The organism is Photobacterium sp. GB-1, from assembly GCF_003026165.1.
Classification (GTDB): Bacteria; Pseudomonadota; Gammaproteobacteria; order Enterobacterales; family Vibrionaceae; genus Photobacterium.
Genome location: NZ_PYOB01000002.1, coordinates 351,288 through 368,348, shown reverse-complemented (window position 1 = coordinate 368,348; position 17,061 = coordinate 351,288). Strand labels below are relative to the sequence as shown.

Here is a 17,061-nt window from a genome sequence, read left to right as displayed (position 1 = left end):
AACCCATAATAAATATTCTTTGTGAGTATAATCACAATTAAGAGTAATATGAATTGATAGCATTCATCATATTATTATCTATTATAACGTTTTCAGGATTTGCAATGACAAACACAAATCGCAACCTCCTGACATGGATTAGTTTTTTATCATATGCGCTAACAGGCTCATTGATTATCGTCACAGGTATCGTGATGGGGGATATTGCTAAGTACTTCAACTTACCAATATCAAGCATGAGTAACACCTTTACCTTTTTAAATACAGGTATCTTAATCTCCATCTTCCTTAATGTATGGTTGATGGAAATTGTGCCGTTAAAACGCCAGCTCATCTTTGGTTTTTGTCTTATGGTCTTGGCGATATTCGGGCTGATGTTTGGGCATAGTATCGCGATTTTCTCTGGCTGCATGTTTGTATTAGGTGTGGTGAGTGGTATCACCATGTCGATTGGTACCTATTTGATTACCCATATCTATGAAGGTAAGCAACGCGGCTCGCGTCTACTGTTTACAGACTCATTTTTTAGTATGGCAGGGATGATTTTCCCAATAATTTCTGCAGCGGTTCTGGCTCATCATCTTCAGTGGTACTGGGTGTATGTGGCTATCGGTATTATTTATCTAGCGATTTTTGTGCTGACGTTATTTGCTGAATTTCCTGTACTGGGTAAAAAAGACGAAGAAGAATTTGAAGTCATTCCTGAAAAAGAGAAATGGGGCTTAGGCGTTGTGTTCTTAGCGATTGCGGCCTTATGCTACATTCTTGGTCAGCTAGGTTTTGTTTCTTGGATCCCTGAATATGCCACTAAAGATTTGGGCATGTCGATCACCGATGCGGGTCATTTAGTCAGTTACTTCTGGGGCGCATACATGGTTGGTATGTGGATCTTCAGTGCTATTTTGAAAAAGTTCGACTTACAGCGTCTTGTCATGGTGTTATCGGCATTAGCGACAGTATTAATGTATTGGTTTAATAAAGATACTGATGCCAAAACATTACTGTATGTGATCTCTATTCTTGGCTTCTTTAGTAGTGCGATTTACACATCTATTATTACGCTAGGCTCACAGCAGACTAAAGCATCATCACCGAAGTTGGTGAACTTCATTTTACTTTGTGGCACCATCGGTACTATGTTGACCTTTGTGGTAACCAGCCCAATCGTGGAGAACTTTGGCACACATGCGGCACTAGTTACCGCGAACGGTTTGTATGCGGTTGTCTTCTTGATGTGTTTCTTAGTCGGCTTTGTCACTAAACACCGTATCCATGGTCACGCTGACGCTGAATAAAAACGTACAGTAAAAAGAATATTGAAAGCCATCGTATGTAAGTGCGGTGGCTTTTCGTATTTAAATAAAAGCATTCATTACTAATAGATTGTTTTAATATCACGATAAAAGTTCTCATGTGAACCAAGCGTAATTAATTCCAAAGTGACAGTGCCATCTTCGTAACTGTATCCAAGTAATGTTAGTTGTTTAACCATGTTGAATTTATAAACACGTAAAAAAGAAAGATCTCCTTTTTTTTGTTCACCTAAGTAAGGATCTATTAATAGTTGGCGAATAGCATTATCGAGATCCATTTTCTGATTTTTGTGTAATTTCTTAACGACTTTTTTAAAGGTTGGGGTTTGGAGTACATGTGTAATGTTAGTCAAAAGTGTAAACCTCTAACTTACCTGCTTCTTTTTCCGCTTTAGCAATGATCGCCTGTTTTACAAACTCATAAGATAAATCTGGGTTATCTTCCATCATTTCACCAATCTTTGCCCAATGTTCAATTTGCTTAGGCGCTGTGCGGTTGAGTGCTTTTGCAATAATAGTCGCCTTTTCAAAAAGGGCTTGATCGATTCGAACACTTGTCGTTGCCATAATAATTATTCCTATCGGTTAATATTAAATTATTGTAGCAAGTTACTACAATTGCAGCAAGTTGCTACATTTTTTTTTGTATCTGTATATCCTGAAGTGGTTAAATAGAAATCAGCCTTGTTTGTGAAGAAAATACGTATGTATCAGGATATCGAGAGTGGTAGTGAATGATGGGTGGAGGAGCTTAAAGATTGTTTGTTTGTTTGTTTGTTTGTTTGTTTGTTTGGGTAGGGTTGAATATTATCAACGATAATTGTCAGTGTTTATTGATGGTAAGGAATGTTTTTACTGCATTTTTAGACGTTGGGTTATCATCTAATCTGTCTCAATTTTTTAAAATCAAGCCGAAAGCTGTCACCGTAAGATTTTGATTTTATAGTTATTGATTGTTTTTAAAGGGGATGTGGAGGTAGGGGGGACGGGGTAATAGCCTAAGTTATTTTATTGATATATTTATCAGTAAAGAAAACAGCTAACGAATTAGCTGTTTTCTTATCGCACGATTTATACCAAATTATATAAAATCGCAGAGATAGCAATTAAGCCGATAACAGTCACGAAAATATTACTTATCTTTCCGCGATATTTCTTCATTGATTCAACATTTCTAATCGCATACATCGGCAGAATAAATAAAATCAGGGCGATCACAGGGCCTGAAAATGTTTCCATAATACCCAGTACACTTGGATTTTTTACTGCGGCATACCATACAGAGAAAAATAAAATACCAATGGTAAGTTTATTAACAACGTTAGGTTTTAGGTTGGTATGTTTGGCAATGATCCCGCTTAAACTTTCTCGTCCACCAAGGAAGTGACCAAAGAACGATGAGATGATAGCAATACAAGCAATGAAGGGACCAAATGATGCAATCAAGCCGCTTCCAGTCACATTTGCAAGGTAAGACAAAATAGAAATGTTTTGTGCCTTAGCTTCGGCTAATTGAGCGGGGGTTAAGCTGAGCGCACAAGAGAAAACGAAGAATAATACAAAGGTGATTAACATCATCGATGTGTGCTTTAAGATAAAGTCGACACGTTTACCTGCCTGCTCTCCGTAATGTCTTTTTTGGGCAACAGAAAACGTGGAAATCGCAGCGGTGTGGCTGAATGCAAAAATGGTGGTAGGAATAGCGAGCCATAGAGTTTGAGTAAATGTTTTTGCATCTGGCATATCGGTAAAGTTTGGCATTTGCCAATTAGGGATCATATAAACCGAGATCCCAAATAAGATGAAGACTAATGGATAAACAATCACTTCAAAGGCACGTAATACGGTTTTTTCACCGGCTGTCATCACTCCAATTAGGAGGGCAACTAGAACACCAGATAGCAACACCCGCGACGGTGTAGCCATACCCATCTGATTTACCATAAAGCTTTCAACGGTATTGGTTAATCCCACTCCATAAATCATTAAAATCGGAAAAATAGATAAGAAGTAGAGGAGTGAGATCAGAAAACCGAAGCGGTGACCAAAATGTTCTTCGGCCACATCAGTAAACTCAGCTTTCGAGTTATTTGACGATAAAATAAATCGCGCCAAGCCACGGTGGGCCAAAAATGTCATTGGTCCTGCCAGCAAGGCTATAGTGATCAAAGGCCAGAAACCATTTACACCAATATTGATTGGTAAGAATAATATCCCTGCGCCAACGGCTGTGCCAAATAAGCTTATGATCCAAGTTTTATCGTGTTTATTGAGGGTGAGTTTTTGTTCTGCGTGGGTGGATATTTCAATGTTATTGGAAGTCGACATGTGATTGACCTTATTGGTTAATGTATTTGTTATAGGTTTTTTCATATCGAATACAATGTTAACAAATTGGTAATCTTTGCAGTATTCCAAATAGGAATACTTGTTACTTTGATCGCATTAATATTTTGGTTTGTTTAGATTTTTATTTGATTTTATTTTGCTGTGTGTGATTTTAATGGTTTAATATTTTGTGTTGATGGGGTTTTGAGGACGTAAAAACTCCTGCTGGAGGAGTGAATGAGATAACCAGCAGGAGGAGGGGGGGAATGCTATGAATCACGCGATAGCAGAGTCTGCATCAACGTAAGGTAAATCCAATGATGTTGCTACGCTCTCACAAGTGATTTGTCCACGGTAAACATTTAGGCCATTTAATAGGTGCTTATCGTCTTGTAGCGCTTTTTTGTAGCCTTTATTTGCCAGGTTAACAATGTAAGGCAGTGTTACATTGTTTAGTGCCACAGCTGATGTACGAGCAACCGCACCTGGCATGTTTGCAACACAGTAGTGAACCACCTCATCAACAATGTAGGTAGGCTCGCTGTGCGTCGTTGCATGGGATGTTTCTACACAGCCACCTTGGTCGATAGCAACATCGACAATTGCAGCGCCTGGCTTCATCTTCTTGATCATTTCAGCAGTAACCAGTTTCGGAGCCGCAGCACCAACAACTAGCACACCACCGATAACAAGATCTGCTTCAAGCACATGTTTTTCAATTGAGTCATTGGTTGAGTAAACTGTTTTTAGTTTACCGTTGAACTGTGCATCTAGTTGGCGAAGTACATCGATATTACGGTCAATAACTGTGACATCAGCTTGTAGACCTAATGCCATTTGTGCTGCATTTGCACCTACAACACCACCACCAATAATCACAACTTTTGCTGGTTCAACACCCGGTACGCCACCAAGTAGTATGCCACTTCCACCACGTGACTTCTCTAATGCGAATGCGCCAGCTTGAATAGACATGCGACCAGCCACTTCTGACATTGGTGCAAGTAGTGGTAGACGACCGTTTTTATCTGTCACGGTTTCGTAAGCAATACACACGGCTTTGCTATTAATGAGATCATGCGTTTGCTCTGGATCCGGGGCTAGGTGTAGGTAAGTAAATAGAATTTGCCCTTCGCGAAGCATCGCACGCTCAACAGCTTGAGGCTCTTTTACTTTTACAATCATTTCTGCTTTTGCAAAAACATCAGATGCTGTTGCTAGGATTTGTGCACCCGCATCAATGTAGTCTTGATCGCTAAAGCCAATACCTGTGCCTGCGTTGGTTTCGACAAAAACATGATGACCATGAGAGACCACTTCTTTAACTGACGCTGGGATCATACCTACGCGATATTCATGTGTTTTGATTTCTTTAGGGATACCAATGATCATAATTTAAGCCTTAATATCTGTTGTTTTGTTTATTACTTGTTATTGGAATGATTAATAGGTTAAACAAAATAACCTGAAATGTGTCACTGTTTTTTAACTAATAACCAACAAAAGAAACCAGTTTTTCGTTTGTTTTTGGTGTTAAAAACCAAATTAGACATTCGTCACAGTTGATAGTTTGCTTTGGTGGTTATTTCTTGGTTCTAATAACTGGTTTTTATTTGCTATTGTAGCATTTAGGTCTTTTGATTATTTAAATTTTGGTTTTTATGACTTTTTATTTTTATGTTTCTTGTATTTTTGATGTCATTTGTTACTTCTAAAGGAGGTTTTGATTTTTAATATCAAAAATCAACGTTAATTAGTTTTATATTCTGCTTGGTTAGATGAGATTTAATTTTTTGTTGATATAGCAGAGGATTGTACTTTTAGTGATGAGCTTTTTCGCAGGGATTTTGTGAGGGATAGGGCTAATTAAATGAGGAAAGTGTAGCTTGAAAGAAATAAAGAGAAGACATGAAGAACCTCGCTGCTTGTACAGCGAGGTTGCTCATTTGTTAAAACATATAAGTAAGCACTGCTTGAGCAAAGATGCCCAATGCGATAGTGGCAAACGCACCGACACTGATCACCACTGTTGAACCAAACTCTACACTTTCAACATTTGCAGATTGGTTGTGGTGGTGATATTCCTCTTTAGCGAAGAAGGCCAGTAGGATACGAAGGTAGTAAAATACGGAGACTGCAGAAGCTAATGCAGCGAGTACAACCATGCCTAAATATCCGTTGCCAAGTACACTTGCGAACAGGAAGAACTTGGCAAAAAAGCCAGCAGTAGGGGGGACGCCCGCCAATGAAAGCACAGCAATCGCCATTGCAACACCAGCGAGTGGGTAACGTCGACCTAAACCGCGATAACCTTTTAATTCACCCGTTGGGTTATGTTTGTTTAACATTGCAATCACAGCAAACGCGACCAGATTCATCACGGCATAGCTCAGTCCGTAATAAGCGGTAGCATGAACCGCTTCTGATAAAGAGGCGCTACTGTTCGGGATCACACTGGTTAGTGCCATGAGTGCGTAGCCGAAGTGGGCAACGGATGAATAAGCCAGAATACGTTTGATATTGGTTTGGCGGAAAGCCAATAGGTTACCAAACACAATGCTAAATAACACAAAGCCCCAAAGTACAAACGAGATTTGATCCCAAATAGGTTCAATTTGAATCACGAAGTGAATAACAAATGTCAGCATTGCAATTTTGGCGATACTACCAATAAATGCCATCACAGGCGCAGGTGAAGCTTGCAGTGTATCAGCCAGCCAGCTATGAAATGGTGCTAAAGCCAGTTCAAAGCATATGCCTACAAATAGCAACATAAAGCCGATCAATGCGACCATCGGCATCGCGTTAGCACTGGTGAGCGCTTTTGGTATTTCACTAATAACGATAGTGCCCGCACCAAAATAGATCAGTGCAATACCAAACATAAAGAATGCTGCAGCAACAGTGGCTGTGACAGCATACTTAAGCCCTCCTTCGATGGCTCCTTTACGTTGAGGGTTCCATGCGATGAGTGCAAACATTGGAATGGCAATGGTTTCCATTCCTAGGAATGCTGCTAACAAGTTACTTGCTGAGGCCAAGATAAATGTACCGAGTACAGCTATCAGTATCAGGGCGTAAAACTCTTCTGCAACATGCTTGTTGAGGGCTGGGTAGTTTTTAGCCAGTAATATGGTTGCCAGTCCTCCTGCTGCGAATAATTCAAAAGCAACGAGTGTGAAATGATCAATAACCACAAAGTTTTCAATATTCGCACTGTGTCCGAATAAAGAAGCCACTGACAACATGGTCGCTAATAGCACCACAATCGTTCCCATATAAGGGAGTTGTTGGTTGTTCTTACCCGGCAGAACACCTAACAGGAGGACACCTAAAGCACCTAGTCCAAGGATGGCAAAGGGTATTGCACTAATTAACTCATGAGATGACATTGATAACCCCTTCAATCAATGAATATGAACCCGAATGAATGGATGCCAGTGTTTTGGTTGATGACATCATAAGTTGCAGTAAATAGTTCGGATCTAAGCCAACCCAGAATAACCCAATGACAATGATGGATGCTGTTAGCTTTTCTCGTGCTGTCAGATCGATTAATTTACGTTGTTCATTGTCGTCAGAGATTGGCCCTAAGAATGCCAGTCCATAGGCTCTTAAGAAGTAAACCACACCTAACACTATCGAGAATGCAGCCAAGCTTGTCCAAAGAGGTGAGACAGAGAAACTACCTGCGAGGAGTAAGATTTCACCTGCAAAGTTGCCTAATCCTGGAATACCAACACTTGCAGCAACAATAAATAGTAGGAAGACGCCAATACCCGGGAGGACTTTATATAAGCCGCCCATTTCATCAAACTTACCGCTAAACCCGCGCGCTTGAAGCATACGTACAACGGCAAACAGACCTGCTACTGAAAGACCGTGAGCAATTAATTGGATCACTGCACCATTCAATGCTTGAAGTTGCCATGCAAAAATCGCTAAGACCACTAAGTTCATGTGACTGATACTTGAGTAAGCAATCACATTACGGAGATCTTTTTGACGGAAAGCGAGTAGGGCAGCGTATAAGCTACCGATTGCACCCAGTGTCATACCGATATACATCATTTGATGCATCGCTTCAGGGAAGATAGCTAAACAGAAACGCAAGATACCGTATGCGCCGACGTTAGCCATAACACCAGATAGCAGTAGTGATACCGCAGGTGCCCCTTCGCGGTAGGTGTCAGGCGCCCAAAAGTGAAATGGGAAACCTGGGATCTTAATTAAGAAAGCAATTAAGAATCCGCATACAACTGGAATAGCCAATTCCCCCGTAATTGGATGGGAAGCTAAGTAGAAGTAATCAAATGTCCATACACCTGTGTTGTTACCATTAATGATGTAAAGAGCAACAAGCGATACAAGCATTAATAAAGAACCTGTAATGGTCACAAGGACAAATTTTAATGCTGCTTGTTTGGTATCTTTACCGCCCCAGAAACTCAACATGAAGTAAATCGGAATTAACATAAGTTCCCAAAATACGTAGAAGAGCATGAGATCAAGAGCAAGAAATGCCCCCATAATGCCACTGAGTGTTAATAGCATTAGTGGGCCAAAAGCCTGCCAACGATTCACTTGGTGCCAAGCAACAAGCATTGCAACGATGAACAAGGTACAGGTTAAACCAATCAGGCTTAAGCTGATCCCATCCATGCTGACTAAATATTTAATGCCAAAATCAGGGATCCAGTTGAGGCTTTCTGTCATGGAAAAACCATGAACTTGATGGGTGATAAATATCCAAGCTACTAACATTGACTCAATAATGAGTGTGGTTAATGTCATGGAGCGTGCAATAAATGGCAGCTTACGGCAACTTGAGCCGATAAGTAGTGCAGCTACCATGGGTAAGAAAATCAATAAACTAAGCATATATCAAACCTAAATAGCTCAAACCAAGTAAAAAAGCAGAAGAACAGAACCTGCAATCATCATAATGACATAGCGAGAAAGCTGGCTGCTTTGTACATCACTCACGGCTTCGCCTGAGAGAGATAACATTGCCGCGATCCCTTTCACAATGGCCTGATTCAGCACCCATCGTTCAATAACCGTTTCTAGCAGCTTGGAAAGACCGTTGAAGCCACGAATAACCGTTAGTTTTGACAGGTCGTCGATATACCATGCTGAGTTCAGGAATTGACAATTACCGATGCCATGCCCCTGTTTAAGCTCTTGTTTTACTAAGATGTATGCAATCCATATCCCAGCAATAGCCACTAATGATCCCACCACTTGCAGCATCAGACCTGCAGAGGTTGCAATCTCTGGCGCTGTACCTAGTTGACTGTCAATCCACGGGAGGAATAGGTGAGGGCCAAAAGACCATTCGTTAGGAAACTGCATCCAACCAATAGCGATCGAACCAACGGCTAAAATACCCGTTGAAACTTTCATCTGCCAAGGAAGACCATTATTTTTCAGGTAGCGAGGTTCACTAAATGCTGTACGGTTTTCACCATTGAAGACCATAAAGTACATACGGAAGCTGTAAATACTGGTAAATAATGCGCCCGCTAAACCAAGCGCACCCAGTAACCAACCTAAATGGCCCGTTTCCGTTGCTGCTATGATGGCATCTTTTGAGAAGAAGCTTGCAGTGATGACAGGCAGTGCGGCTAAACTTGCAGAGCCTGCTAGGTAAGTCCATTTAAGCCAAGGAAGTCGTTTGCCGAGACCGCCCATTTTGCGAATGTCATGATCGTGATTAAACATATCGATAATGACACCAGAGCTGATAAATAGCAGTGCTTTAAAACACGCATGAACAATGACGTGGAAAATAGCTAAATCATAAGCACCCACACCTAGCGCAGCAAACATATAGCCAATTTGGCTGATGGTTGAGTAGGCGAGAATACGTTTGATGTCGTTCTGCGCCAGCGCACATGTCGCGGCATAAAACGCCGTAAATGCACCCACAAGTGATACCCACCATGTGACATCAGGTACTAAATTAAAGAGCACATGATTACGTGCAATTAAGTACACCCCAGCTGTTACCATGGTTGCTGCGTGGATCAATGCCGATACCGTAGAAGGACCTGCCATTGATTCAGGAAGCCAAACATGGAACGGGAACTGGGCTGATTTGGCCATACCGCCGAACAAGAATAGAAGACAAATCGCGCCAATTAACCATAAGTTCATCGATTGCTGGCTAGCAATAGTATAGATCTCGTTAAGGTTAACGGTTTTGAACACGGTGAATGTCAGTAAGATACCAATCGCAAGTAAGGTATCGCCAATTCGTGTTACGACGAATGCTTTACGTCCTGAGTACACATTCTTTTCTTTGTTGTAGTAATGAGAAATCAGTCCGTATGAACATAGCCCCATGATTTCCCAACCTGTGTATAGCAGGATTAAATTATCCGCCATCACAAAGAACAACATCCCAGCAACAAATAGATTTAAATAGCAAAAGTAGCGTCTTTCACCAAAATCACGGCGCATGAAGGGAACGGAGAACAAGTGGATAAGAAATCCAACCCAGCTTGTCACTGTCATCATTACTAGCGAGAGGCGATCAACCGATAATCCAATGTTGACGTTCCAATCACCAACAGCCATCCAGGTCCATAATTGCTGGTGGAAAGCTGGGTTAAAATCACTGGATAGCCATAGCATGCCTGTGAGTACAGCCGACACTAAGACCGAGAGTGAAGCGAGTATACCGCTTGCACGAGTCGGAAAGTGCTTGCCAAATAAGACAATTAAGGCGGCGCTGAAAAGCGGAGCGGCAGGAATTAACCATAACCATGTATTCATTACAGTTCTCCCTTACTAATTAATGTATTGCTAAGCTGGTTAAGTTTGTCGATACGGGTTGTTTTTAGGTGTTTGTACGACAACATGGCGAGCATCAAGACAACAGAAAGCTCACAGCCTGCTGCAATCATCAAAAAGATAGTAATGATTTGTCCTGTTGGATTTCCCCAATGTTGACCTGCTTCAACCGCGGCTAACGCAACGCCATTAAGCATGACTTCGATACCCATAAGTACGAACAACAGCTGTCGGCGAACAACAACAATGAGGAGGCCAATAATGAACATGGCAAAGGATAAAATTAAGATAGTCAGTGGACTCATGCGTGCTCCTCCACTTTATCATCAGTCTCTGAGTGGCGAACTTTCATTTGTGCCGCGAGATAAATCACAGCGACTAACGCACCAAGTAAGAGCGTTGATAGCGCTTCTATCGCGAGTTTGTAATGATTAAATAAATCCGCACCAACAGCTTTAGGACTGATGGTTTTGATCGTTTCAATTGTATAGAACTGATGACCGTGATGTAGAACGATGAAAGCCTCAACTAACATAACGGTTAGTAAGATCACCGGTAAAATGACAGTGCGATTGGCCGTGAGTGGGAAGGTGCGGCTTGCCGGACTCAACATAATGAAGAAGACAAACAACACCATGATTGCCCCGACGTACAAAATAATTTGTAACGCGGCAATAAACGGCGCACCCAATAAATAGAAAATAACAGCCAGTGCGAGTAGCGATGTGGTTAAATACACCGCACCATGCATCGGCTCTTTGACAAACAGTAAACTGATTGCCGCCAATAGCATGATGGCACTACTGGCATAGAAAATAATATTCCAAGTTAACATGAATGATGATGTCCTTATGGCAGCAGAGAGTACACATCGATTGGTGGTTTTTCATTTTCACCATCGCCGATAGCTTTACCTGTAATTGCTACACCTGCTTGCTTGTAGTAATTAAAGTCTGGGTGTTTACCTGTGCCATCAATGAGTAAGTCTTCTTTTTCATAAAGCAGCTTGTCACGAGAATATTTACCCATTTCAAAATCAGTGGTGCATTGAATCGATAGGGTTGGACATGCTTCTTCACACATCCCACAGAAAATGCAGCGACTGAAATCCAGTTCGAATGTTTTGGCATATCGACGCTCATCTTCTCGCTCAGCACCTTGAATGGTGATTGCATTAGCAGGGCATACTGAAGAGCATAAATAACAAGCAACACAACGTTCATCACCGTCAGGATCGCGCGTTAATACAATGCGACCGCGCCAGCGTTCAGGTAAGTCTGGTTTTACCTCTGGATAACAAACCGTATCGCGTGGTGCCCAAACGTGCTTAATGGTTGCCGCAAAAGCCCCTGTGACCTCTTGTAAAATCTGTATAACTTTCATGATTGTCTCTCTCTAATGTTGGGGGCTACATCCAGAATGTACCGACAAGGGCGGTAACAATGATGTTGACGATGCCGATTGGAAGTAAGAATTTCCAACCGAATGCCATTAGCTGGTCGTAACGCGTTCGCGGTAAGCTGGCACGCATCCATACAAAGAAGAAAACTAACAAGAAGGTCTTCAATACAAACCATAAGACGCCAACAAGCGGATAGGCTTCAGCCCATGGTCCATGCCATCCGCCGAGGTACAAGGTTGTTGCCATTGCACCGACGAGGATCACACCTAGGTATTCACCAAGGAAAAACATCGCAAAAGGCATACCGCCATATTCGGTATTAAAACCGGCATTAAGCTCGTTTTCGGCTTCAGGCATATCGAATGGCAAGCGGTGAGTTTCTGCAATACCTGCGATTAGGAATACAAGGAAGCCAACCGGTTGAAGGAGGATATACGGTGTCGTTTGTGCATCAACAATTTGCGTTAAGCTAAAGCTGCCAGCAAGCATAACCACACCCAATACCGCCATACCCATTGCTAATTCATAACTGATTAACTGAGCAATAGTACGAATTGCGCCAAGCATGGTGTATTTCGAGCTTGATGCCCATCCGCCTAAAAAGACCCCATAAGCGTGAATGGAGCTTAATCCCATTAAAAAGAGCAGACCGATGTTTAAGTCTGCTGCCCATGAGATATTTTTACCGATAGGCAGTAAAGCAAAGCTAACAAGAATCGATACCACGACAAGGATTGGTGCTAAAGCGTAGAGCTTTTTGTCGACAAACCCGGGCATGAAATATTCTTTTGTTAGCAATTTTGCTGCATCACATAGTGCTTGGAATAACCCTAATGGACCTGCTCGGTTAGGGCCGTAACGGTCTTGCAACAGTGCTAGACAGCGACGTTCAAACAGAACGGTATAGCCTGCAACTAAAATCAAACCAAAGATAGTGATAACCATACCGACCAGAATAAAAATCCAGTACTGCAATGAATCCATTAGGCTTCTCCCATCATAATGACCGATGCACTACCAATAATGTTTTTGATTTCCTCCTTTTTATCTGCATCAATAAAAAGCTCAGAGGTGCGCTCAAGACACAATGGTGAAGCAATATCAGCCTGAAGTAGGCGCATATCTGCTTGATTTAAAGCAACTGTGAGATCAGCAACTTGAGAGGAAATCACCGCAGGGCGTACCAACTTCTGATCACCGCAAGTAATCATTAATTGATCACCATTGCTAAGGTTTAGCGAGGCAGCCAGTCTGGGATTTATTGAAGCGGAAGATCCTGGCTTGAGAGAGCGGATTTCAGGCGCATGATCGGCAACATATCCTTCACCAAACCATTTACTCAGTGCAACTTGCGGCTGAGTACTTTGAATTGCTGGTGGATTTGTTTTCTGTTCAAGTGGTAATTGTGTGCACTTAAGCTTGCCTTTTTCGATGATGATCCCGTCATCACCAGCTTGAGGTAGCGTCGGTGCGAGCTCAGTTAACCATTGCTCGATTGTCTCAGGTGATTTCATTAAGGTTTCAATCATGTCATGAGCGTCAATCGTGGCTGTTTTTCTCGCGAAAGCCTTGCTAAAACGCTGTAGTCTACCTTCATAGTTAATCGTCATACCGTCCCTTTCTGGCCATGCTGCGAGTGGCAATAAGGTGTCGCTTAAGTGTGCTGTTTTGGTTAAGACTTTATCGATCACAATCAATTGGTCTAGCTTGTCATGCAATGCATGCCAGTGTGGGTGATTGGTATTCAGCGGATCGCTGCCGACAACAACCAATGTCTTTATTTTGTCACTCTCTATTTGCGCCATCAGCTCAGCACATGAGTTTTCTTGTGCTGTTAATGCTGCATTAACAGAGCCGGCACTCGGTAAAGCAATCGCCATTTTGGCTGTAGGTGCAAGTGACTCTGTAATGGTATTAAGTAGAGAGATATCTGCAGTGTTAAGCAGTTCAGCCACACCAATAATGACGGGTTTTTCCGCCTGTTTTAGTGCATTGGCAACATCTTTAATCCAGAGATCTTCCACAGCACCATCATGAACAGCTGTGTTAATTTGTGTTAAACAGTCTTGCCATTGGCTTGGTGCTAATGCTTTAACATGGCCTCGCTGAAGTTTATTCAAGGCTGTGACGAGGTGAGAAGGTGTTGCATGTAATACATACACATCTTTTTTAGCTTTGATAACTTGGCGTACCGCAAGATCAAGCATAGGCGCATGTTCAGTGAGCTCTCCTAACACGAAAACCGCATCTGATTGCTCTATATCTGATATAGAAGGCGCATTGTGATTCGCTGCTACAGCGGTTTTCGTCAAGGCTTCTTGTTGCGGTGAAATAAATGGTGAGAACGGCGCATTCATCTCTTTTGCAATAGCTTTGAGTGCCAAGTTAGTCGTGAGATCTTCTTCTACGGAACCTAAAATACCCACATGACCTTCAGCTCTAACAAGGGCTATTTTCAGTGCATCTAGAGGTGACGTTTTTACGACTTTACCTTGCTCTGATAGGTATTTAGGTCTTGAGTGCGACTCGGTGCCATGGGACCCATAACGACCACGATCACAGATGAAATAAGGATTTACTTTTGATGCTTCGTTATTAGGTTGAACGCGTCGTAGGGTTCCTTCACGTCCACCGACTTCGATATTACAACCCACACTACAACCTGAGCAGATTGAAGGCGCTTTTTCTAACATCCATGTACGGCTGTATTTACGGCGGTAAACCTTATCGGTAAAAACGCCGGTTGGACATACGCTGACTAAATTGCCTGAGAATGGACTATCGAATGCACCATCTTCTGTACGACGGAAAAGCACGTGATTGCTTGACCCCATTGCACCAAAATCATCACCAAGCGCATAGTCTTGATAAAAGCGTACGCAGCGATAACAGGTCACACAGCGGTTCATAGTTTGGTATACCAAGGGACCGAGGAATTGATCCGGCATGGTACGTTTTTGTCCATCATAACGGCGGTAAGCATGGCCGACACTGATGGTTGTGTCTTGAAGGTGACAGTCACCGCCTTCATCACAAACAGGGCAATCATTGGGGTGGTTGGTCATATAAAATTCAACCACGGCTTTTTGGATTTGTTTTGCTTTTGGCGATTTAAAACGAAATTGCTGGCCATCTTGTGCTGGAATGCTACAAGTCATGACGGTACGCGGTTTTTCACCTTCTTTTTGTGGCACGGTTTCCATGGCACAAATACGACAAGAGCCTGCGGCACCTAATGCTGGGTGGTAGCAAAAATAAGGCGTATCGATCCCCGCTTTACGCGCAGCGTCTAACACATTCTGTCCTGGCTCAAATTCGACAGCTTTGTCATCTATATAGATAGTTCCCATGATCAACATGCCTCCGCAGTTAGCTGGTAGTTGTGAGTACAGCGTTGCCCTTCAATATGGGATTCAAAAACATGTTTGAAGTGTTTTAATCCAGTCATGATTGGCATCAGCGCCCCCGGTGCAAGCGCACAGAAGGTGTTGGGATAGATGGTTTCACAGAGCTCATGAAGCAGATCCAGATCTTTGGAGGTCGCTTCTCCTGTTTCAAATTTTTTCAATACATGTACGACATACGGCAAGCCATCACGGCAAGGTGTGCAGTAGCCACATGATTCTCTTGCGAAAAATTCTGTCAGGTTGATCATGAAGTCTATTGGACAAATCGCATCGTCCATCACAATGATCCCGCCAGTACCTAAACGTGAACCCACAGTCGCTGGGCCGTCCCAATCGAGTGGGATGTCGAGATGTTCAGGGAGCATGAATTGCGTTGAGGCACCACCTGGTAGAAAGCCTACAAGCTCACGATCGTCAAGTAATCCGCCAGCGTGCTCGAAAATAAGCTCTCTAGCTGTAGTCCCTAATGGCAACTCAAAGAAGCCAGGCTTTTTGACCGGGCCAGATACTTGGTAAATATGGCTTCCTGCGGCATCACCTTTACCTTGAGATTTGAACCACTCGGCGCCTTTATGAACGATCCAAGGAATATGACAGATTGATTCCACATTGTTGACTATGGTTGGCTGTCCCCACAGACCTTTTACGATAGGGAAGGGCGGTTTAGAACGCGGGTTACCACGGTAGCCTTCAAGGGCATTGAGTAGGGCGGTTTCTTCACCACAGATATAGCGCCCAGCACTTAAGTGAACGTCAACATCAAGATCCCAGCCAGAGCCCATGACATTTTCACCCACAAGCCCAGCTGCTCGCGCTTCTTGTACTGCTTTCTCAAGACCTTTTGCCCCTTCGCGATATTCTCCACGAATGAAAACAAATGCTTTGTCTGCACCAAGTATGTAACTACTTGCGATAACGCCTTCTAAAATAGTGTGCGGATCGCGATAAAGCACTTGTCTATCTTTAAATGAGCCCGGTTCTGATTCATCTAAATTCACCACCAAGTAAACGGGGTGACTGGCATCCTTTGCAAGGAAACCCCATTTCACGCCGGTTGGGAAACCCCCACCACCACAGCCACGTAGACCAGATGCTTTTAGTTCTGCCAGTAAAGGCTCTCTTGGTTGACCAATAATGGAATTAAGGCTTTGGTAACCACCATTTTCACAGTACTCAGCAAAATTTAATGGTTTTGGGTGATGAAAGTTGCGTGAAAGTACTAAGTCCATTACAGCACCTCCTCATTTGGTTTTGCTGGCGCATCTTGAGGAGTCAGCATCGAAATAATGTTTTGGTAATCAGGCTTTTCTGATAGCTTGATCTCTTCTTCTGCTAATTCAGTTAAGATCATTCTCATGCGTTCAGGTGTTAGTTCACCTTCAACACGATCATCATTGATTAGAGCGGCTGGAGCGCGATCGCATAGTCCAAGACAAATACTGGGTAGAACGGTAATGCTGCCATCATTAGCGATCTCTCCTAATGCTTTACCTGTTGCATTTTCTGCCGCTTCTAGCACTTTTTTCGCACCTCGGGTATGGCAAGAAATGCTGTCACAGACACGCATGATATTGCGACCAACAGGACGTCGGCGCAAAAGCGTATAAAACGTAATAAGTTCATCTAACTGCGTTGTTGATAGGTCTGTAAGTTCACTAACAAGGTTGAGACTTGGTTTGGTGATATAGCCATATTTATCTTGCATAAAATAAAGACAATAGATGGCACCGGCTCTTTTTTCTGGGTAATGAGCAATATGCTCTTCCAGATGAGCTCTTTCTTGATCTGTTAACATGATTTCCTCACATTGCGG

Annotated in this window: 15 protein-coding genes; 1 reads left to right on the top strand and 14 read right to left on the bottom strand. The window is 42.6% G+C overall.

Annotated elements, in window-relative coordinates; genetic code table 11:
* Positions 1-104 precede the first annotated feature (104 nt).
* A complete protein-coding gene (tsgA, locus tag C9J45_RS04225; protein WP_107245837.1) occupies positions 105-1,295 on the top strand; it encodes an MFS transporter TsgA in 1,191 nt (396 codons plus the stop codon).
* Between the two features lie 80 nt (positions 1,296-1,375).
* Here tsgA and C9J45_RS04220 read toward each other — a convergent pair whose 3' ends face one another.
* The 14 genes from C9J45_RS04220 to nuoE form a co-directional block, all read right to left on the bottom strand.
* On the bottom strand, positions 1,376-1,666 hold the full coding sequence (locus C9J45_RS04220; RefSeq protein ID WP_107262055.1) for a type II toxin-antitoxin system RelE/ParE family toxin: 291 nt from the start codon (positions 1,664-1,666) through the stop codon (positions 1,376-1,378).
* Positions 1,659-1,880, bottom strand: coding sequence for a hypothetical protein (locus C9J45_RS04215; RefSeq protein WP_107262053.1), 222 nt, complete (start codon positions 1,878-1,880; stop codon positions 1,659-1,661). The genes C9J45_RS04220 and C9J45_RS04215 overlap by 8 nt, the downstream gene beginning before the upstream one ends.
* Positions 1,881-2,384: 504 nt before the next feature.
* Positions 2,385-3,641, bottom strand: a complete 1,257-nt coding sequence (locus tag C9J45_RS04210; RefSeq protein WP_107292184.1) for an aromatic amino acid transport family protein — start codon at positions 3,639-3,641, stop codon at positions 2,385-2,387.
* A 276-nt stretch (positions 3,642-3,917) separates the two neighbouring features.
* Positions 3,918-5,033 carry an alanine dehydrogenase gene (ald, locus tag C9J45_RS04205; protein WP_107245843.1) on the bottom strand — a complete coding sequence of 372 codons (1,116 nt, stop codon included), beginning with the start codon at positions 5,031-5,033 and terminating at the stop codon, positions 3,918-3,920.
* Between the two features lie 557 nt (positions 5,034-5,590).
* The gene (locus C9J45_RS04200) at positions 5,591-7,033 is read right to left on the bottom strand and encodes an NADH-quinone oxidoreductase subunit N (RefSeq protein ID WP_107292183.1); all 1,443 of its coding nucleotides are present in this window, start codon (positions 7,031-7,033) and stop codon (positions 5,591-5,593) included.
* The gene (locus C9J45_RS04195) at positions 7,020-8,522 is read right to left on the bottom strand and encodes a NuoM family protein (RefSeq protein WP_107287163.1); all 1,503 of its coding nucleotides are present in this window, start codon (positions 8,520-8,522) and stop codon (positions 7,020-7,022) included. The genes C9J45_RS04200 and C9J45_RS04195 overlap by 14 nt, the downstream gene beginning before the upstream one ends.
* An 18-nt stretch (positions 8,523-8,540) precedes the next feature.
* The gene (gene nuoL / locus C9J45_RS04190; protein ID WP_107292182.1) at positions 8,541-10,421 is read right to left on the bottom strand and encodes an NADH-quinone oxidoreductase subunit L; all 1,881 of its coding nucleotides are present in this window, start codon (positions 10,419-10,421) and stop codon (positions 8,541-8,543) included.
* Complete coding sequence (gene nuoK, locus C9J45_RS04185) at positions 10,421-10,744, bottom strand: NADH-quinone oxidoreductase subunit NuoK (RefSeq protein ID WP_005368949.1); 324 nt, start codon at positions 10,742-10,744, stop codon at positions 10,421-10,423. The genes nuoL and nuoK overlap by 1 nt, the downstream gene beginning before the upstream one ends.
* A complete protein-coding gene (locus C9J45_RS04180; RefSeq protein WP_107262041.1) occupies positions 10,741-11,274 on the bottom strand; it encodes an NADH-quinone oxidoreductase subunit J in 534 nt (177 codons plus the stop codon). Before C9J45_RS04180 ends, nuoK begins: the two co-directional genes overlap by 4 nt.
* 14 nt (positions 11,275-11,288) lie before the next feature.
* Positions 11,289-11,825: an NADH-quinone oxidoreductase subunit NuoI gene (nuoI, locus tag C9J45_RS04175; RefSeq protein ID WP_369750685.1), complete on the bottom strand. Its 537-nt coding sequence runs from the start codon at positions 11,823-11,825 to the stop codon at positions 11,289-11,291.
* Positions 11,826-11,847: 22 nt separating this feature from the next.
* The gene (gene nuoH, locus C9J45_RS04170) at positions 11,848-12,825 is read right to left on the bottom strand and encodes an NADH-quinone oxidoreductase subunit NuoH (protein WP_045062688.1); all 978 of its coding nucleotides are present in this window, start codon (positions 12,823-12,825) and stop codon (positions 11,848-11,850) included.
* Positions 12,825-15,191, bottom strand: coding sequence for an NADH-quinone oxidoreductase subunit NuoG (gene nuoG, locus C9J45_RS04165; RefSeq protein ID WP_107292181.1), 2,367 nt, complete (start codon positions 15,189-15,191; stop codon positions 12,825-12,827). The genes nuoH and nuoG overlap by 1 nt, the downstream gene beginning before the upstream one ends.
* 2 nt (positions 15,192-15,193) lie before the next feature.
* Positions 15,194-16,477, bottom strand: a complete 1,284-nt coding sequence (gene nuoF / locus C9J45_RS04160; RefSeq protein WP_107292180.1) for an NADH-quinone oxidoreductase subunit NuoF — start codon at positions 16,475-16,477, stop codon at positions 15,194-15,196.
* On the bottom strand, positions 16,477-17,043 hold the full coding sequence (gene nuoE, locus C9J45_RS04155) for an NADH-quinone oxidoreductase subunit NuoE (RefSeq protein ID WP_107262035.1): 567 nt from the start codon (positions 17,041-17,043) through the stop codon (positions 16,477-16,479). Before nuoE ends, nuoF begins: the two co-directional genes overlap by 1 nt.
* Positions 17,044-17,061: the final 18 nt, after the last annotated feature.

Bases quoted from the DNA above. Each gene is read 5' to 3' on its own strand.
- tsgA (WP_107245837.1), top strand. From the start codon at position 105: ATGACAAACACAAATCGCAACCTCCTGACATGGATTAGTTTTTTATCA.
- C9J45_RS04215 (WP_107262053.1), bottom strand. From the start codon at position 1,880: ATGGCAACGACAAGTGTTCGAATCGATCAAGCCCTTTTTGAAAAGGCG.
- C9J45_RS04210 (WP_107292184.1), bottom strand. From the start codon at position 3,641: ATGTCGACTTCCAATAACATTGAAATATCCACCCACGCAGAACAAAAA.
- ald (WP_107245843.1), bottom strand. From the start codon at position 5,033: ATGATCATTGGTATCCCTAAAGAAATCAAAACACATGAATATCGCGTA.
- C9J45_RS04200 (WP_107292183.1), bottom strand. From the start codon at position 7,033: ATGTCATCTCATGAGTTAATTAGTGCAATACCCTTTGCCATCCTTGGA.
- C9J45_RS04195 (WP_107287163.1), bottom strand. From the start codon at position 8,522: ATGCTTAGTTTATTGATTTTCTTACCCATGGTAGCTGCACTACTTATC.
- nuoL (WP_107292182.1), bottom strand. From the start codon at position 10,421: ATGAATACATGGTTATGGTTAATTCCTGCCGCTCCGCTTTTCAGCGCC.
- nuoK (WP_005368949.1), bottom strand. From the start codon at position 10,744: ATGAGTCCACTGACTATCTTAATTTTATCCTTTGCCATGTTCATTATT.
- C9J45_RS04180 (WP_107262041.1), bottom strand. From the start codon at position 11,274: ATGTTAACTTGGAATATTATTTTCTATGCCAGTAGTGCCATCATGCTA.
- nuoH (WP_045062688.1), bottom strand. From the start codon at position 12,825: ATGGATTCATTGCAGTACTGGATTTTTATTCTGGTCGGTATGGTTATC.
- nuoG (WP_107292181.1), bottom strand. From the start codon at position 15,191: ATGGGAACTATCTATATAGATGACAAAGCTGTCGAATTTGAGCCAGGA.
- nuoF (WP_107292180.1), bottom strand. From the start codon at position 16,477: ATGGACTTAGTACTTTCACGCAACTTTCATCACCCAAAACCATTAAAT.
- nuoE (WP_107262035.1), bottom strand. From the start codon at position 17,043: ATGTTAACAGATCAAGAAAGAGCTCATCTGGAAGAGCATATTGCTCAT.